17 protein-coding genes and 1 tRNA gene are annotated in these 14,026 nt (G+C 67.2%); 9 read left to right on the plus strand and 9 right to left on the minus strand.

Going from position 1 to position 14,026, the window contains the following annotated elements; genetic code table 11:
* Positions 1-582: 582 nt before the first annotated feature.
* Positions 583-1,116, minus strand: a complete 534-nt coding sequence (locus ACGFIV_RS19595) for a flavoprotein (protein WP_392836619.1) — start codon at positions 1,114-1,116, stop codon at positions 583-585.
* Positions 1,113-2,366 carry an XRE family transcriptional regulator gene (locus tag ACGFIV_RS19600; RefSeq protein WP_392836623.1) on the minus strand — a complete coding sequence of 418 codons (1,254 nt, stop codon included), beginning with the start codon at positions 2,364-2,366 and terminating at the stop codon, positions 1,113-1,115. The genes ACGFIV_RS19595 and ACGFIV_RS19600 overlap by 4 nt, the downstream gene beginning before the upstream one ends.
* Before the next feature lie 478 nt (positions 2,367-2,844).
* On the opposite strand from ACGFIV_RS19600, the gene ACGFIV_RS19605 reads away from it, so the two are divergent.
* From ACGFIV_RS19605 to xerC, 9 genes are all read left to right on the plus strand, one after another.
* Positions 2,845-3,255, plus strand: coding sequence for a hypothetical protein (locus ACGFIV_RS19605; RefSeq protein ID WP_392836626.1), 411 nt, complete (start codon positions 2,845-2,847; stop codon positions 3,253-3,255).
* Between the two features lie 447 nt (positions 3,256-3,702).
* Positions 3,703-4,434: a GntR family transcriptional regulator gene (locus tag ACGFIV_RS19610; protein ID WP_392836629.1), complete on the plus strand. Its 732-nt coding sequence runs from the start codon at positions 3,703-3,705 to the stop codon at positions 4,432-4,434.
* Between the two features lie 117 nt (positions 4,435-4,551).
* Entirely contained in the window at positions 4,552-4,968 is a 417-nt protein-coding gene (locus tag ACGFIV_RS19615) for a plasmid replication, integration and excision activator (protein ID WP_392836632.1), read from the plus strand.
* Positions 4,968-5,249 carry a hypothetical protein gene (locus ACGFIV_RS19620; RefSeq protein ID WP_392836635.1) on the plus strand — a complete coding sequence of 94 codons (282 nt, stop codon included), beginning with the start codon at positions 4,968-4,970 and terminating at the stop codon, positions 5,247-5,249. The genes ACGFIV_RS19615 and ACGFIV_RS19620 overlap by 1 nt, the downstream gene beginning before the upstream one ends.
* Positions 5,246-5,578 (plus strand): hypothetical protein, encoded by a 333-nt coding sequence (locus ACGFIV_RS19625; protein WP_392836638.1) that lies wholly within the window; start codon positions 5,246-5,248, stop codon positions 5,576-5,578. Before ACGFIV_RS19620 ends, ACGFIV_RS19625 begins: the two co-directional genes overlap by 4 nt.
* Before the next feature lie 95 nt (positions 5,579-5,673).
* Positions 5,674-7,086 carry an FtsK/SpoIIIE domain-containing protein gene (locus ACGFIV_RS19630; protein ID WP_392836641.1) on the plus strand — a complete coding sequence of 471 codons (1,413 nt, stop codon included), beginning with the start codon at positions 5,674-5,676 and terminating at the stop codon, positions 7,084-7,086.
* Between the two features lie 6 nt (positions 7,087-7,092).
* Entirely contained in the window at positions 7,093-7,245 is a 153-nt protein-coding gene (locus ACGFIV_RS19635; protein ID WP_358554431.1) for a hypothetical protein, read from the plus strand.
* 44 nt (positions 7,246-7,289) lie between these two features.
* Positions 7,290-8,918, plus strand: a complete 1,629-nt coding sequence (locus tag ACGFIV_RS19640; RefSeq protein WP_392836873.1) for a replication initiator — start codon at positions 7,290-7,292, stop codon at positions 8,916-8,918.
* Entirely contained in the window at positions 8,918-10,042 is a 1,125-nt protein-coding gene (gene xerC / locus ACGFIV_RS19645) for a tyrosine recombinase XerC (RefSeq protein ID WP_392836644.1), read from the plus strand. The genes ACGFIV_RS19640 and xerC overlap by 1 nt, the downstream gene beginning before the upstream one ends.
* A 103-nt stretch (positions 10,043-10,145) precedes the next feature.
* On the opposite strand, the gene ACGFIV_RS19650 is transcribed toward xerC, so the two are convergent.
* From ACGFIV_RS19650 to ACGFIV_RS19680, 7 genes are all read right to left on the minus strand, one after another.
* Positions 10,146-10,220: transfer RNA gene (locus ACGFIV_RS19650), tRNA-Val, on the minus strand.
* A gap of 35 nt (positions 10,221-10,255) precedes the next feature.
* Positions 10,256-11,380, minus strand: a complete 1,125-nt coding sequence (locus ACGFIV_RS19655) for an ROK family protein (protein ID WP_392836647.1) — start codon at positions 11,378-11,380, stop codon at positions 10,256-10,258.
* A gap of 205 nt (positions 11,381-11,585) precedes the next feature.
* Complete coding sequence (locus ACGFIV_RS19660) at positions 11,586-11,819, minus strand: hypothetical protein (RefSeq protein WP_358556968.1); 234 nt, start codon at positions 11,817-11,819, stop codon at positions 11,586-11,588.
* 132 nt (positions 11,820-11,951) lie between these two features.
* The gene (locus tag ACGFIV_RS19665; protein WP_392836650.1) at positions 11,952-12,413 is read right to left on the minus strand and encodes a peroxiredoxin; all 462 of its coding nucleotides are present in this window, start codon (positions 12,411-12,413) and stop codon (positions 11,952-11,954) included.
* A gap of 119 nt (positions 12,414-12,532) precedes the next feature.
* On the minus strand, positions 12,533-12,961 hold the full coding sequence (locus tag ACGFIV_RS19670; RefSeq protein WP_358556973.1) for a DUF3052 domain-containing protein: 429 nt from the start codon (positions 12,959-12,961) through the stop codon (positions 12,533-12,535).
* A 134-nt stretch (positions 12,962-13,095) separates the two neighbouring features.
* The gene (locus ACGFIV_RS19675) at positions 13,096-13,503 is read right to left on the minus strand and encodes a secondary thiamine-phosphate synthase enzyme YjbQ (RefSeq protein ID WP_358556976.1); all 408 of its coding nucleotides are present in this window, start codon (positions 13,501-13,503) and stop codon (positions 13,096-13,098) included.
* A gap of 10 nt (positions 13,504-13,513) precedes the next feature.
* On the minus strand, positions 13,514-13,918 hold the full coding sequence (locus ACGFIV_RS19680) for a DUF1918 domain-containing protein (protein WP_358556979.1): 405 nt from the start codon (positions 13,916-13,918) through the stop codon (positions 13,514-13,516).
* Between the last annotated feature and the right edge of the window lie 108 nt (positions 13,919-14,026).

The raw sequence follows: 14,026 nt of genomic DNA on the forward strand, positions 1-14,026 counted from the left end.
GTGTGGATCAACAAACCACTCACGTCTCAAGACGACGGCGCTTCACCACAAACCACACAAGTAGCCTGATGTCTCAACACGTTTGACAGGTTCCGCATGGATGACGCGACTGCTACGCGCGTCATCGTCGTCAGTCGGGACCATCGTCACAAATGGTTTACCGTCTGATCCTACCGACCGAGACACCTCCCGCATGGACGGCGTGAGAGGGTCCGCGAGTATGAGCAGGGGCCAGCGCTCCGAGAGATCCAGCCAACCACCTACGGTCTTTTCCGGAGCGCCGGCCACCCAGAAACGGCCAGAACGCCAGGTCTTCGCACCTTGAGCCACGGGTGTCACGATACTGTCGCGGGGCACTTAAGGCATCTTAATTGCCATGCCCTTTAGGTCGGCACATGGCGCAGTCGCCGAGTGAGCTAACCAGAATAAGAGATAGCCTGCGCAACGGCCTGAGCTGCTGGCGGCCGGGACCGGCCGCCAGGCCGCATGCCCGGCCGCCGAGCGGGCGCAAGGCCGCGCGGCGGCGTAGCCGCCGCCTTGATACATAACAGAACAATTCGGCAAGATCCGAACTGTGTCCGTCTACGTTTCCGACGGGGGAAGGGCGGACAGAGCGAGATGCCACGGGTAGGTGTCGGTGTGGTCAGCCCCGGAGTTGGGGGCGTGGGGCTCGAATTTGCCGGGGCCGAGCAGGACGTGTACGCCTTCGGCGCGTAGCTGTTCGACGTTGCGGCAGAAGGGTGCTCGGCCGGCCAGAGCCGAGTTCACGAACGGCAGGATGACGACGGGGATGCCGAGTCCGGGGGCTTCGGCTAGTAGGCCGAGGGCGTAGGTGTCGGCGATGCCTTGGGCGAATTTGTTGATGGTGTTGTAGGTGGCGGGGGCCACGATGATGGCGTCTGCCCTGGGGGACTTCGGCTCCCCCGGCTTGCGGTACTGGCTGCGGACGGGGCGGCCGGTCTGCTTCTCCAGGGCTGGTACGTCGATGAAGTCGAGTGCGGGTGGGGTGGCGATGATCTGGACCGTCCATCCCGCGTCTTGGGCCAGCGTGACGAGCTTGTCGACGTCTGCGGCGGAGCCGGCGGCGCACACGATGATGTAGAGGACCTTGCTCACGCGGACACTCCGAGGGATTCGGCGTACTCGCGGGCTTCTCGCCGGACGGTGATGGGCGCGGTGGCGAGGATGTCGCGGACCAGGCGGAGAGTGGCGGGGCGGGCGGTGATCTCTTCAGGGGCGATTTCGCCGGCGGCGCGTAGGACGTAGAGGGCTTGGTCGTGCTTGTTCCAGGTGAGGAACGCACGGGCGGTGTCGAGTAGCAGCGTGGCTTTGCGCTCGTTGATCGGTAAGGCGTTGATGTTCACCTGGCGGGCGTAGTCAACCGCGGTGCCGGCGTCGCCCATCGTGAGGGCGATGTTCACCCGGTGGCATAGGACGTTGTTCGGGCCGAAGGCGGTCCACATGTGGTTGCCGTCGTGGCCGAGTCGGCGGCCTGCCTGGTCGGCTTCATCGAGAAGTTCTGCGGCAGTGGGCCGGTTTCCGGTCTGGGCGGCGGCGACGGCTCCGCTGAGCAACAGGGACCCGTACACCGATAGGTCGTTGTCGCTCGGTCGGGTGAGGTCGGTGTCCATGCGCTGGGCGGCGGCGCTGGCCGTGGTGATGGCGGCGCGGTGGTGTTTGCCGTCCATGAGGGCTCGGGTGATGATGCGGGCGCTGGAGCCGATCATCAGGGAGTTCTCTGACGCGTGGGCGGCTTGGGTGCTGCGGTCGGCTGCCAGCCAGGCAAGACCCTTGTCGTCTTGCTTGAGCAGGATGGACGCGGCGACGTGGTGGGCTTCGGCGGACAGCACGTGTGCCCGCTGGCGGGCATCCCCCGTCGTCGTGGCGCAGGCGATTCGTACTGAGCGAAGCAGGCTGGGAAGCCGGGCGGTCACTTCGGCGTAGCGGCATGCCTGGTAGGTGCTCTTGGCCTGGGTGACGGCGCGGGCCAGTGTGGCGAGGTCGATGGGCTGGTCTGTCGGGGTGGGGTAGTCGACCAGGGCGGCGGCGATGTCTTCGATGCCGTCTGCTGGCCGGCTGGTTGGGGTGGGCTGGAGTACGGCGCTGAACAGGGCGGCGCCTGTCAGTCCCACGAAGTCGCGGCGTCTCATGGTGTCCTCGTCCTCCCCTGATCGGACGAGGTCCACAGTAGGTGGCGCTATGCGAGACGGCTCGGCGGGTGGCGGGGTGGTATCCCAAGGAGGGATGGCGGCGGCCGAGCTGAGGGGTGCGAGTCCGAGAGCGATGCGGGCGAGGTCGGGCATGGCCAGCCCATCGGCGACGCGCTGGAACACCTCAAGGGCTGTGACCTGCGCGGACCCGTTCATGATGGCGCTGACTTTGCCTTGACTGAGGCTGACGGCGATACCGATGCGTGTTTGGCTCATTCCGCCGTATTGGCGGACCAGGCGGAATATCTGGCCGATATCGCGGGCGCGTAGAGCCCCAAATACTTCTTGGCGCTGCCAGAACGTGGCAGATAGGCCGATGGGCTCGCTCACCTGTGGCCGCATGCGCTGGTCCCCCGGGTCGTTACCGATCGCCGACCTACAACAGGTAGGTGACTTGGGGTTATCCCGTCAAGGGATAACGGCTCGGGATGGGTTACCAACTTGGCTTTCACAACTCTGGACCCATGCGTTTACAGGACGAGCAGAACCAGACGGAATGCGCCGCGTGCCGGGGAAAGGGCTGGCGGTTCATCCGGGCGCATCGAGCGAATGCCGGGGCTCGGTTGGAGGGTGAGCCGGTGGGGCTTCGCCGGGTGGCGTGCTTCGACTGTCCGGACGGTCAGGAGGAAGCGGCATGACGGGCTCGATCTTGCCGGATCGCCAACAGGGCAGAGGGAAGGCGGACATGGGCATCGCCAGTGCCGTCGTATCGCAGTCGACTGCGGCGTATTACGGCACTCTGCTGGGCGGGCTCAATGATGGGCTTCGGAAGCACGGGATCCGCGGCCTGGTGGTCCGGGTGATTCGGCTGCGTCTGCTGTTCGATGACCTGGGGATTCCGGGCTATGTGTCGCCTGAGCTGGAGGTGCGGGGAGCGGATAACCGCCTTCGTGCGACGGTGACGATCGTGACCGGTAAGAGTGAGCCGGCTTACTGCGTCCGTCCGGCCGGTGACGCGCCACAGTTCTTGTTCCCTGTGGAGGAGGGCCGCGAGGCGCTGGCCTACCTGGTGGGGACGGCTCGGGACTGGCAGGCGGCGCGGTGACCGCTCCTACCCTCGGTCAACTCCAGCAACGCCATGGCAGAACATGGCAGATCCACGACTTTCATGGCGGGTGGATCGCCATACGCCACCATTCCTGGTCGGCTGACACCGAGAGGTCGGGCATCCGAAACGTTCTGGGAGCCGACACTCTTACCGATCTTGCTGCGCGGCTGGATGAGCAATCCAAGGTGGAGGCGCGACGCAACGGGCTGCGCCTGCCCGGTCCGCGTACGGCGCCGGATGACGGGAGAGCCGTCTCGTCTTCGTAGTGTTCCGCGGTGTGAGCCTCCACGATGTGTCGTCGTGGGGGCTTATCCGTGTGCGGCGGCTGCGGCGTTCGTGGGGCTTTTGGTTGGTGCGCGTTACCGCTGGTAGGGGCTTCGCACAGCCTGGCTGTCCTGCTAACGTGCTTGATTAGGCAGGCAAGCTGAATGTGAGGTCCCCCGGATGTCGTTCGAGTACACGCCACCCAAGTACGCGCAATTGATCGCCGAGATGGAACGGCGTATCGAGGCCGGGGAGTACCCGCCCGGCTCACCGCTACCGAGCGAACACCAGTTGATGGCCGAGTTCGGGATGGCGCGTCCAACCGTGGTCAAGGCGCTGGGGGTGCTACGGGATAACGGGTGGATTGTCACTCAGCAGGGCAAGGGACGGTTCGTGCGGGGCCGGCCTGCTCTGTCTGCGGGGCAGCATCCTCGTACCGGGCGCGGACTGCTCGACCGTAAAGAGATCCCGGCTACGACGCGGCTGGTGTCGGCCGGGCCGGTGAAAGCTCCTCGGCGGATCGCCTCCTACCTCGGGGCCGATGAGGGCGCCTCGGTGGTGCTGCGTAAGACGGTGGTGCATCAGGGCGATGAGCCGTCGGAGATCGTCGCGGTGTGGGTGCCGGCGCACCTGGCGGAAGGTACGGCGCTGGCCGAACCGGGAGAGCTGGCGCACGGGGTCCGGCGGCTGGTGGAATCTGCGGCAGGGGTGGGGCTGGATCACATCATCGAGCACCTGACCGCGCGCAACCCGACCAAGGAGGAGCGTGACCTGCTCGGGGTTCCCGGTTCGGCTGCGCTGCTGGATCTGTTCGCGGTGGCGTGTGACGCCACGGGGAAGGCGTGGGTGGTACTTCAAACCGTGTTGCCTGGGGACCGTCATGAGCTGGAGGACGCCTACCCGATCCGGTAATTCAAGTTTCCCGATCTAGCCCGCTTGGTTTGCTTGACTAGCCAAGCGGGTTTTGCGTTTAATGGACATATCCACACTTGGTCAGTCAAGCTGGCTGGCCAGTTGAGAGGGGTGTTCATGGCGCTTCAGGGACCGATCCCGATCGGCTTCGAGCAGGTGTTCCCGCACGGCTGCTACGTCGTGGGGGAGGTCGAGCAGGTGAAGGACTTCGAAGCCTCCACCGCCGGTAAGTTCGTCCCGGCGCGGGACAAGACCACGGGTGAGCTGGTGTGGCAGGTCGCGGTGATGGACGCCGACCCGAGCGTGAAGGCCGCGCAGAAGACGGTGTCGGTGAAGATCCTCGCCCCGGTGCAGCCGGTTCCCCCGGCGTCGATGGCGGGTCTGCCGTTCACTCCGGTGGAGTTCGACGGCATGACGGTCACCCCGTATGTCCACCAGGCGACGGGTCGGCTGGCGTACTCGATCCGGGCGCGGGAGATGCGCGCTCCCCGGGCGGCCGGCAAGCCCTCGGTGAGCGCCAAGGACGCGGCGTGATGGGCCGCCGGTCGGGGGTCTCGTGGACGCAGACCTTCGTGCACGTGCAGGGCCGGGGCGCGGTCGACTGCCACACCTACCCCGACCGCACGCCGATCTTGGAGCTGTCGGCCGGGGCATCCGTAGTCAAGGTCGTGCTCCCGGCCACGCGGGTGGACGACGCCGTGCGGGTGTTCGCCCGGGAGTTGGCCGAGCAGGCGCGGGCCTTCGCCGAAGAGGTCGAGCGGCTCCACCACAACCAGAACAAGCGCGAATCCAAGCGGCAGGAGGAAGCGGCGTGAAGGGCTACAGCTACACCACGATCACCATGGAGCCGGACGAAGCTCCCCGGGTGGGTATGCATGTCTACCCCGACGAGCATGCCCGGGTGTCCTACTTCCCGGCCAGGGACACCCCGGCGTCGTTCGTGTCGGTCGACTTCGCCGACTCGCACCTGAGCATCGGCCTCACCGCCGAGACGACGGTGACCGACATGCACGTGAAGTTCGCCCGGGGCCTGCTGGAGGCTGCGGCGGGCTTCCTGGCCGACTGTGAGCGACTGCGCGACGAGCACGCCACGCGCATCGAGCACAACACCACTGAGCAGGCGTCGCCGGCCAAGGTGGCCTGATCGTTTCGGGCGGGGCCGCCAGAAGCGCCAACTTCCGGCGGCCCCCGATCTCTCTCCCCCTGAGACTCAAGTTCACGAGAAGAGGCGTTCAGCTTATGCTGCGTAAACTCCCCGGTGACTACACCCGGGACATCGTCTCCACCGTCCCCAACTCGCTGGTGTTCCGCCCGGTCGTGGTCAACACCCCGGCCATTTTCACCATCTTTTCGATGCTGTTCCGGACCGTCGTGGGCCTGATCCGGATGGTGTGGCGGCACCCGATCGCCTGCCTGGTCGTGGCCGTCCCTGTGGCGTTATGCCTGCTGTACGGGTGGCGCGTCGCCCTGGTGGTCGTCGTCGCTGTCGTCTCGTCCCTGGCCGGGTGGCGGCTGACCGATCCTGTCTCATTCACCGTCTGGATGGGGCTGCGGCTTCGGGCGTGGTGGCGGTGGATGTGGACCTACCGGCGGCACTGGCAACCGGTCATGGTCGTCTCGGGCCTGGCCAAGCACGTGGGCGGCCGTGAGTACCTTCCCCGCCTGCTCAAGGTCACCTGCACCGCGACGGCTGATGTGGTCACGGTGAAGATGCTGTCGGGGCAGGCTGCGGCCGACTGGCAGGACAAGGCCGACAACCTCGCCCACGGGTTCGCCGGTCCCGAATGCCGGGTCAAACTCAGCAAGCCCGGCCGTATGACGCTGGTCTTCCCTCGCTGTGATCTGCTCGCTACGCCCATCCCCGCGTTACCCATCACGGGGGATGTACAGGTGGCGGCGGTCCCGATCGGCCTGCGGGAAGACGGCGCCCTGTACCTGCTCAAGTTGCACGGGACTCATGTCCTGGTGGCCGGCGCGACCGGTGCGGGCAAAGGCTCGTGGCTGTGGTCGGCAATCCGCGGCTTACTCCCCGCGATGCGCGCCGGGCTGGTCCAGGTGTGGGCGCTTGACCCCAAGCTCATGGAGCTGTCCTACGGTCGGGCGTTGTTCGGGGACCGGTACGCCGCCGACCCGGCCGACTGCGCCGATCTGCTCGAAGCAGCGGTCAAGGTCATGCAGGAACGCGCGGGCCGGTTCGCCGGCATCCAGCGCAACCACGTCCCCACCGTGCAGGATCCCTTCGTCCTGGTGGTCGTTGACGAGGTGGCATTCCTCACCGCCTACCAGACCGACCGCAAACTCAAAGAACGCATCAGCTCGGCCCTCGCCACGCTCACCACGCAAGGTCGAGCGGTCGGCGTCGGCGTCCTGGCCGCGCTCCAGGACCCGCGCAAAGAGATCCTGAGCATCCGCAACCTGTTCCCCGACAAGATCGCCCTACGGCTCGACGAACCCACACAGGTAGACCTCGTGCTCGGCGACGGGGCGCGGGACCGTGGCGCGCTGGCCGATCAGATCTCCTCGACCCCCGCACGCGGGGCCGGCGTCGGGTACGTCCGGCTGGAAGCCTCTCCCGAACCGGTGCGGGTCCGGGCGGCGTTCGTCTCCGACTCCGATCCGCGCCATGGTGCAGCAGTTCGCCGGGGTGGGTGAGGCACGATGACGCTGGCTCACTTCCTCGACGGGCTGCGCTGCTCGATGTGCCGCACGCTCAACATGCTCTGGCTCGACCCCGTCCGCGGCCTGGTCGAGTGCCACGAATGCGGTCAGACCGCGATCACCCTGCCCTGTGAGGACGGTGGTGCCCGGTGATCAACCCAAACGACCGCAACATCCCCCGGGCCGTACGCCAGTCCATGCCGATGGCCCTGGACGTCATCGAGGAGGTGGCCAAACAGCACGGCGTCTGCATTCGCCCGATCCCGCTCAAGCGCACCGACACCGAGACGGGCAAGACCGAGATCGTCAACATCCCGTGCGGCGCGACGCTGGAAAGCAAGTGCGAGCCGTGCGCACGTAGGGCCGTGCAGCTCCGTAAGGCCCAATGCCGGGAGGGCTGGCATCTGGAGGCCGAACCGGTCGCCGAACCCAACGAACCGACCGAACGCCAGCTCTGGCTCATCGAGGAACGGGCTGATGCCCATGTGCTCCGCGAGCTGGCCGAGGAGACCGGCGGGGACACAGCGGTGTGGGATGAGGTGATCACCACCCTGGAAGACGAGCTTGCCACCTCCGGCGTGCGGGGCAGCGTCGTCCCTGGGGAGGGCAAGCCGCGGCGCTCGCGCTCGACTCGTCGCCGGCAGGACGCTCCCGATCTGCCCAAACGGCAGCGGGAGAATCGCACCGTTGGACGCACCTTCGCCGCCTCGGACGGCAGGGTCTACCGGCCGTCGCTGTTCATCACCCTGACCTGCGACAGCTACGGCAAAGTGAAGTCGGACGGCACTCCGGTCGACCCCTCCACATACGACTACGTTCGGGCGGCAAGGGATGCGATCCACTTCCCCAAACTGGTTGACCGGTTCGTGCAGAACCTTCGCCGGGTCGCCGGGTATGACCTGCAGTACTTCGCCACCGTCGAACCTCAACGCCGTCTCGCGCCGCACCTGCACATGGCCGTGCGGGGCACCATGCCGCGGGCCGAGGTCAAGGCCGTGGCGGCGGCGACCTACCACCAGGTGTGGTGGCCGTCGTGCGATGAAGTCCGCTTCGAGGGCGAACACCTACCGGTCTGGGTCGCCGATGAGCACGCCGGAGACCGTGAGGACGGGCAGGCCGGCGACTACCTCGACCCCACCACGGGCGAACTGCTGCCCACCTGGGAACAGGCACTCGACGTGCTCGACGCCGACGAGGACGCCGAACCCCTGCACGTCGTGCGCCTCGGCCAACAGGTCGACGTCAAGGGCGTGCTTGCCGGCTCCCCCGGTGCCGATCTCGGGCTGTACTACCTGTCGAAGTACCTCACCAAGTCTCTGGCCGAGTGTCACACCTCCGAGAGCGAAGCTGTGCGGGCGCACGTGGAACGGCTCATGAACGTGCTCCGTTACGAGCCGTGTGCGCCGACCTGTCCGAACTGGCTGCGCTACGGCGTACAGCCCAAGGGCGCCAAACCGGGGATGCGTCCGGGCTCGTGCCGGTCCAAGGCTCACAAACCTGAGCACCTCGGCTACGCCGGCCGTCGTGTCCTGGTCTCGCGTAAGTGGTCTGGCAAGACGCTGTCGGAGCACAAGCAGGACCGGCGGGCCTGGGTGCTGGAACAGCTCGGGCTTTCGGCAACCGATGATCAGTCCGAACCAGTAGACCCGCACCGATACCTGTGGCGGGTGGTCACTCCGGCCGATCGTGACGTGCCGTCCCTGGCTGAACGGCTCCTCAAAGAGATCGCCGAACGGCAGAGATGGCGCGCAGCTCTCCAGCAAGCCCAAGCACGAGCAGACGGACAACCCGTCCCAGACCTTTCGGCAACGGGGAGGGCTGCCTGATGGCGAACAAGGACGGACGTCGCCGTTTCGGCAGCATCCGCAAGCTGCCGTCTGGCCGATTCCAGATCCGCTATCCCGGACCGGACGGGCGGATTCGAACCGGTGAGTCGACCTATGCCACTGAGCGCGGTGCCGACAAAGCGCTCTCGCTCGTGGAAGCGAAGCTCATCACGGGTGACTGGACCGACCCTCAGCGGTCGAAGGTCAAGCTTGGTGAGTACGCCGAGAAGTGGATCAGAGAACGTACCAGCCTGCGGCCTCGCACGGTCGAGATCTACCGGGGTCTTCTTCGGCGGTACATCGTGCCGCATCTCGGCAACGTGCCGCTCGGCAAGATCGAAACGGCCGTGGTGCGGGAGTGGCGGGCAACGCTCGTCGGCAAGGGTGTGGGCGCGTCCGAGGTGGCGAAGTCGTACCGGTTCCTGCGGGCCGTGCTGATGACGGCGGCCGACGACCGGATCATCCCGCGCAACCCGTGCCGGATCAAAGGGGCCGGCGAAGAGAAGCCGGAGGAACGGCCGGTGCTCACGGTCGCCCAGGTGTTCAAGCTCGCCGACCTGATGCCGGAACGCCTTCGCGCGCTTCTACTGCTGGCCACGTTCGCGAGCCTCCGATGGGGCGAGGTGGCGGCCCTTCGGCGGATGGACCTCGATCTGCGAGCAGGCACGGTCAGCGTTCGGCAACAGCATGTCGAGTTGGACACCGGAGAGCTGATCGTCGGTCCGCCCAAGTCACGGGCCGGTGTGCGCACCGTTGCGATCCCTTCGGGGATCATCCCCGCACTGGAACAGCACCTCGCTAAGTTCACCGACCCGGGAGACCACGCGCTGATCTTCACAGGGGCCCGGGGCGGCATCTTCCGGCGGAGCAACTTCCGAAGGGCGGCCAACTGGGCGGACGCCACGCGAAAGATCGGCTTCCCCGGGCTGCACTTCCACGATCTCCGGCATACGGGCAATACTCTCGCGGCCGGGTCCGGAGCGAGCCTCCGCGATCTCATGGAGCGGATGGGGCACGACAGCGTGCGCGCCGCGATGATCTACCAGCACAGCACGGCACAGGCCGACCGGAAGATCGCCGACGCGATGAACAGCATGATCGAAGAAGCCGGGACCGACAAGTGAACAGAGCTAAGGATCACGGTCCACACGGCCATGATCGCGAAGCTAATGGCACGCTAATGGCACGACACCCCCGTCAGAAGATCTCTGGCGGGGGTGTTTTGGCTGGTGGGCGCTACTGGGTTCGAACCAGTGACCCCTCGCTTGTAAGGCGAGTGCTCTACCGCTGAGCTAAGCGCCCCGGACGCCCCTCGCGGAGCGCGGACGGGCTACACCTTACGGTACAGAAGGCGACCTGAGCACATCCAGGGCCCAAGTGGCTCCCGCGTCGGGGATGCCGGCGGCCTGCCAGCCCAGGAGGGCCGCGCCGAGCATGCCCGCGCTCATCCCGAGGGCGGCCCGCCTCAGCGGAGGGACCGCCCGGAAGGTGAGCCTGCTTTCGAGCCGTTCGGCCAGCGGCTCGAACAGCGCCGGGCCCGCTTCGGCGAGGCCTCCGCCGATGACGATCGACGACGGGTCCAGAAGGAGCGTGTAGGAGGCGAGGGCGAGGGACAGGGCCTCCAGGGCCTCGTCCCAGACGGTGGAGGCGTCCGGGTCGCCGCGCATGGCCAGGGCCACGACGTCCTCCGCGGAGGCGACGACCGTGCCGGAGCCGCCGGCGACGGCCTCCATGCCGGCACCGCCAGGGGCGATCGGCCTGCCGAATCCGCCAGCGGCGGGCTCCATGCCGGTACCGCCAGGGGCGATCGGCCTGCCGGAGCCGCTGGAGGACGGGGCGCTGAGGCCGCCTACGGAGGTGGCGCGGCTGCGGCGTTCGCCGTAGCGGCGGGCCACCGAGGCGGCGGAGGCGTAGGTCTCCAGGCAGCCGACCTGGCCGCAGGCGCAGCGTTCGCCTTCGGGGAAGACCGGGATGTGCCCGATCTCGCCACCCCATCCGGCGGATCCGCCGTACGGCTCGCCGGCGATGATCATGGCTCCGGCGATTCCCGTACCGATGGGGAGGAACAGGAAGTCCGGCTCGGCGCGGCCGGCGCCGAGGACGCGTTCGGCGAGCCCACCCGTCCGTACGTCGTGGCCCAGCCGGATCGGTACCTCCAGCGAGGTGAAGTCGGCGGCGGGGACGTCCTTCCAGCCGATGTTGGCCGAGTAGACGGCCGTGCCGGAGGTGACCAGGCCGGGTACGGCGAGGCCGACGCCGGACGGGCTGCCCTGGCCTGCCTCGGCGAGGTCGTCGATGAAGGCGCTTATCGCCTCGACCACGCGCAGGGGGCCCTCGGCACGAGGGGTCGCGCGCTTGTCGGTCAGCAGCACCTCGCCCGTGGAACCGACAAGGCCGCCCTTCATGGCGGTGCCGCCGACGTCGAGGGCGACGACATAGGAGCCCGCCTTGACGGCGCTCACGCGTCCGCCCCCGGGCCGGTGGGGGAACTCAAGTGGCTGGACTCGTACACCGAGTTCTTCCCCTCTTTCACGATCTTCACGGCAGGGCCGGCCGTGGCAGGCACCGGGGCGTGTTGCGCATTCCCGCGCAGTTTTGCCCATAAGCGCGCATGAGTCAAAACCGGAAAAAGGCGGCAAAGATTACTAAATGGGTCATATCGCAAGGTCAGGAGGCGGGGTGCCTTCCCAGGACGCGGCTCAGTGCGGCCTCGACCTCCTCCGACAGACCCGGCGCCCCGGCCTTCACCAGCGAGGACTCCGAGGAGTGCGCGAGCCGTACCGAACCGCAGGACCGGCACTCCACCTCCCCCAGCCTGCAGATCAGCATGGTGGAGCCGCATGATCCGCAGTGGTCGAGATCGAGATCGTGCTCACGCTGGCAAGCCGGGCAGATGAGCACCTGTGCTTCACGGCGAACCCCTCGCCGCCACGGGCTCGCGCCACGCACCGGGTCCGTCTGCCGGACCCCGCACCGATAGCAGGGCATCGTCGCCACCGCCTTCGTCTTCGCCAGGTCATCGCCCGGCGCACATCACCTGGAGATTTCCTCAAGCACCTTGTGGTACTCGGAGATGTCGCGCGCCGAGGGGATCGGGTTCACTGCCTTCCACCGAACCACGCCCTCGCCGTCGATGACGAAGGTGCCACGAAGCGCGAGACCCCTCTCGTCATCGAAGACACCGTACGTTCGCGCTACTTCGCCATGCGGCCAGAAATCGGAGAGCAGCGGGAAGGTGAAGCCCTCCTGGTCGGCCCAGGCCCGGTGGGTGAACACCGAGTCGACCGACACGGTCAGCACCTGGACGTCCTCCGGCGCCGAGGCGACGAACTCGTCACGGATCGCGCACAGCTCGCCGTGGCAGATGCCGCTGAAGGCGAGCGGGTAGAAGATGAGCACCACTCGCCTCCCCCGGAGGTCGGCGGTCCTCACCGGCGTGCCGTGCTGGTCCTTCAGCTCGAAGTCCGGGGCCTTGTCGCCCACCTCGACTGCCATGCCAGTCCTTTCCCCGCGGAAAGTGCCCAGAAGATGAACGGATGACCGCGAGCGCACATCATCCTGCCGTACGGCCTGTGTCAGCCGTACGGCAGGGGAAGCGAATCGAAGAGCTCTACCTAGCGGCGGCCCTTGGGAGCGACCAGCCGCGTACCCGACCAATCGCGGGCCGCGCTGACGCTGCTGGTCTGGGAGAGACCGGCCGTGGTGGCGTCCTCCCCGATGTCGCTGGGCTCGACGTGACCTTCCCGTCCCACCTTGGGAGTCAGCAGCCAGATCTGACCGCCGTCGGCCAGTCCGGCCATCGCATCACTCAAGGCGTCGAACAGGTCGCCATCCCCATCGCGCCACCACAGCAGCACGACATCGATGACCTCTTCGGAGTCCTCATCGACCAGTTCGTTGCCGGTCAGCTCCTCGATCGACTGGCGAAGCTCCTCATCGGAGTCCTCATCCCAGCCGATCTCCTGCACCACCTGACCCGGCTTCAGACCGAGTCGCTCGGCCAGGCCGCGCTCGCCCTGCGCCTGACCCGCGGTCGCGCTCACGTTTATCCCTCCTGCTTGGATGGCCCCGCCCTATGCGGTTTACCGGCCCCTGCGAGGCCGCTTCGGCACAGTCCACACGCTGTGACCCATCGTCGTCAACGGTCGCCACGACCGGTGACCCGCACCGTTATCTGCTATTCGGACAAAAACGACAAACGAACACGCCGTTCCGAGTTGTCGACGTTGAGGTCGACGATAGCGACTGACTGCCATGTCCCCAGCGCCAGCCGCCCGTCCAGCACCGGAATCGTCGCGTGCGGCGGGATGAACGCCGGCATCACGTGTGACCTGCCATGACCGCGCGAGCCGTGGGCGTGCCGCCACCGCTCGTCGGCCGGCAGCAGGTCGCTCAGCAGACTGAGAAGATCTTCGTCGCTCCCGGAGCCCAGCTCCATCAGCGCCACCCCCGCCGTCGCGTGGGGGACGAACACGTGAAGCAGCCCGTCTCCCCCGCACGACCGCGCGAACTCCTCGCACCGCCGGGTGATGTCATGCACCCGTTCCCTGGTTCCCGTGCTCACCTCGAACGTCTGCGATTTCACTTAACGGATCTTATGATCCCCGCTGAACTGGGACGACAATCGCGTCCGGACCGGGAAACACCAATCCGGTGTGCCCGTCGTCGAAGCGAACGACGTACGGCGGGCATCCGTCGGGTCCGCGCACCTCGATGATCAAGCCGGGCCGATCCCTGTCGCCCACGGTGGTTCCGTGGACCAGGAGTCGGTCGCCTATGGTCGCGTACACGTCGATCCCTCCTTCTTCAGGGTCCCCTACCAGGGTCGTACGGCTCGCGCCCGGCGAAAAGGGGAGGAGGGCCTCCCCCGGCAGAGGGAGGGGAAAACAACACCGAAACGTTACCCGGCCATGACCGGCCGCGAGGCCCCGGACTCCCGAGGCGGCCGAAGGGGGCCGAGGGGGCGAGACCCCGGTCCTCGCCCTCTTTACTAGGGACACCTCGGCCCCAGGAGTCGCGGGCGAGCGGATACGTCCACGTCCAGGCGGTTGGGAGCCACCCTCACGGGGGAGGCAGGGGGGAAGCGGGCCCCCTGACGACCCCCCAGT

The sequence above is a fragment of the Sphaerisporangium sp. NPDC049003 genome (assembly GCF_043197795.1).
Taxonomy (GTDB): Bacteria; Actinomycetota; Actinomycetes; order Streptosporangiales; family Streptosporangiaceae; genus Sphaerisporangium.

Coding starts and splice junctions, on each gene's coding strand:
- ACGFIV_RS19610 (WP_392836629.1), top strand. CDS start 3,703: ATGTCGTTCGAGTACACGCCACCCAAGTACGCGCAATTGATCGCCGAG.
- ACGFIV_RS19665 (WP_392836650.1), bottom strand. CDS start 12,413: ATGGCAGTCGAGGTGGGCGACAAGGCCCCGGACTTCGAGCTGAAGGAC.
- ACGFIV_RS19615 (WP_392836632.1), top strand. CDS start 4,552: ATGGCGCTTCAGGGACCGATCCCGATCGGCTTCGAGCAGGTGTTCCCG.
- ACGFIV_RS19605 (WP_392836626.1), top strand. CDS start 2,845: ATGACGGGCTCGATCTTGCCGGATCGCCAACAGGGCAGAGGGAAGGCG.
- ACGFIV_RS19640 (WP_392836873.1), top strand. CDS start 7,290: ATGCCGATGGCCCTGGACGTCATCGAGGAGGTGGCCAAACAGCACGGC.
- ACGFIV_RS19630 (WP_392836641.1), top strand. CDS start 5,674: ATGCTGCGTAAACTCCCCGGTGACTACACCCGGGACATCGTCTCCACC.
- xerC (WP_392836644.1), top strand. CDS start 8,918: ATGGCGAACAAGGACGGACGTCGCCGTTTCGGCAGCATCCGCAAGCTG.
- ACGFIV_RS19620 (WP_392836635.1), top strand. CDS start 4,968: ATGGGCCGCCGGTCGGGGGTCTCGTGGACGCAGACCTTCGTGCACGTG.
- ACGFIV_RS19635 (WP_358554431.1), top strand. CDS start 7,093: ATGACGCTGGCTCACTTCCTCGACGGGCTGCGCTGCTCGATGTGCCGC.
- ACGFIV_RS19600 (WP_392836623.1), bottom strand. CDS start 2,366: ATGAACGGGTCCGCGCAGGTCACAGCCCTTGAGGTGTTCCAGCGCGTC.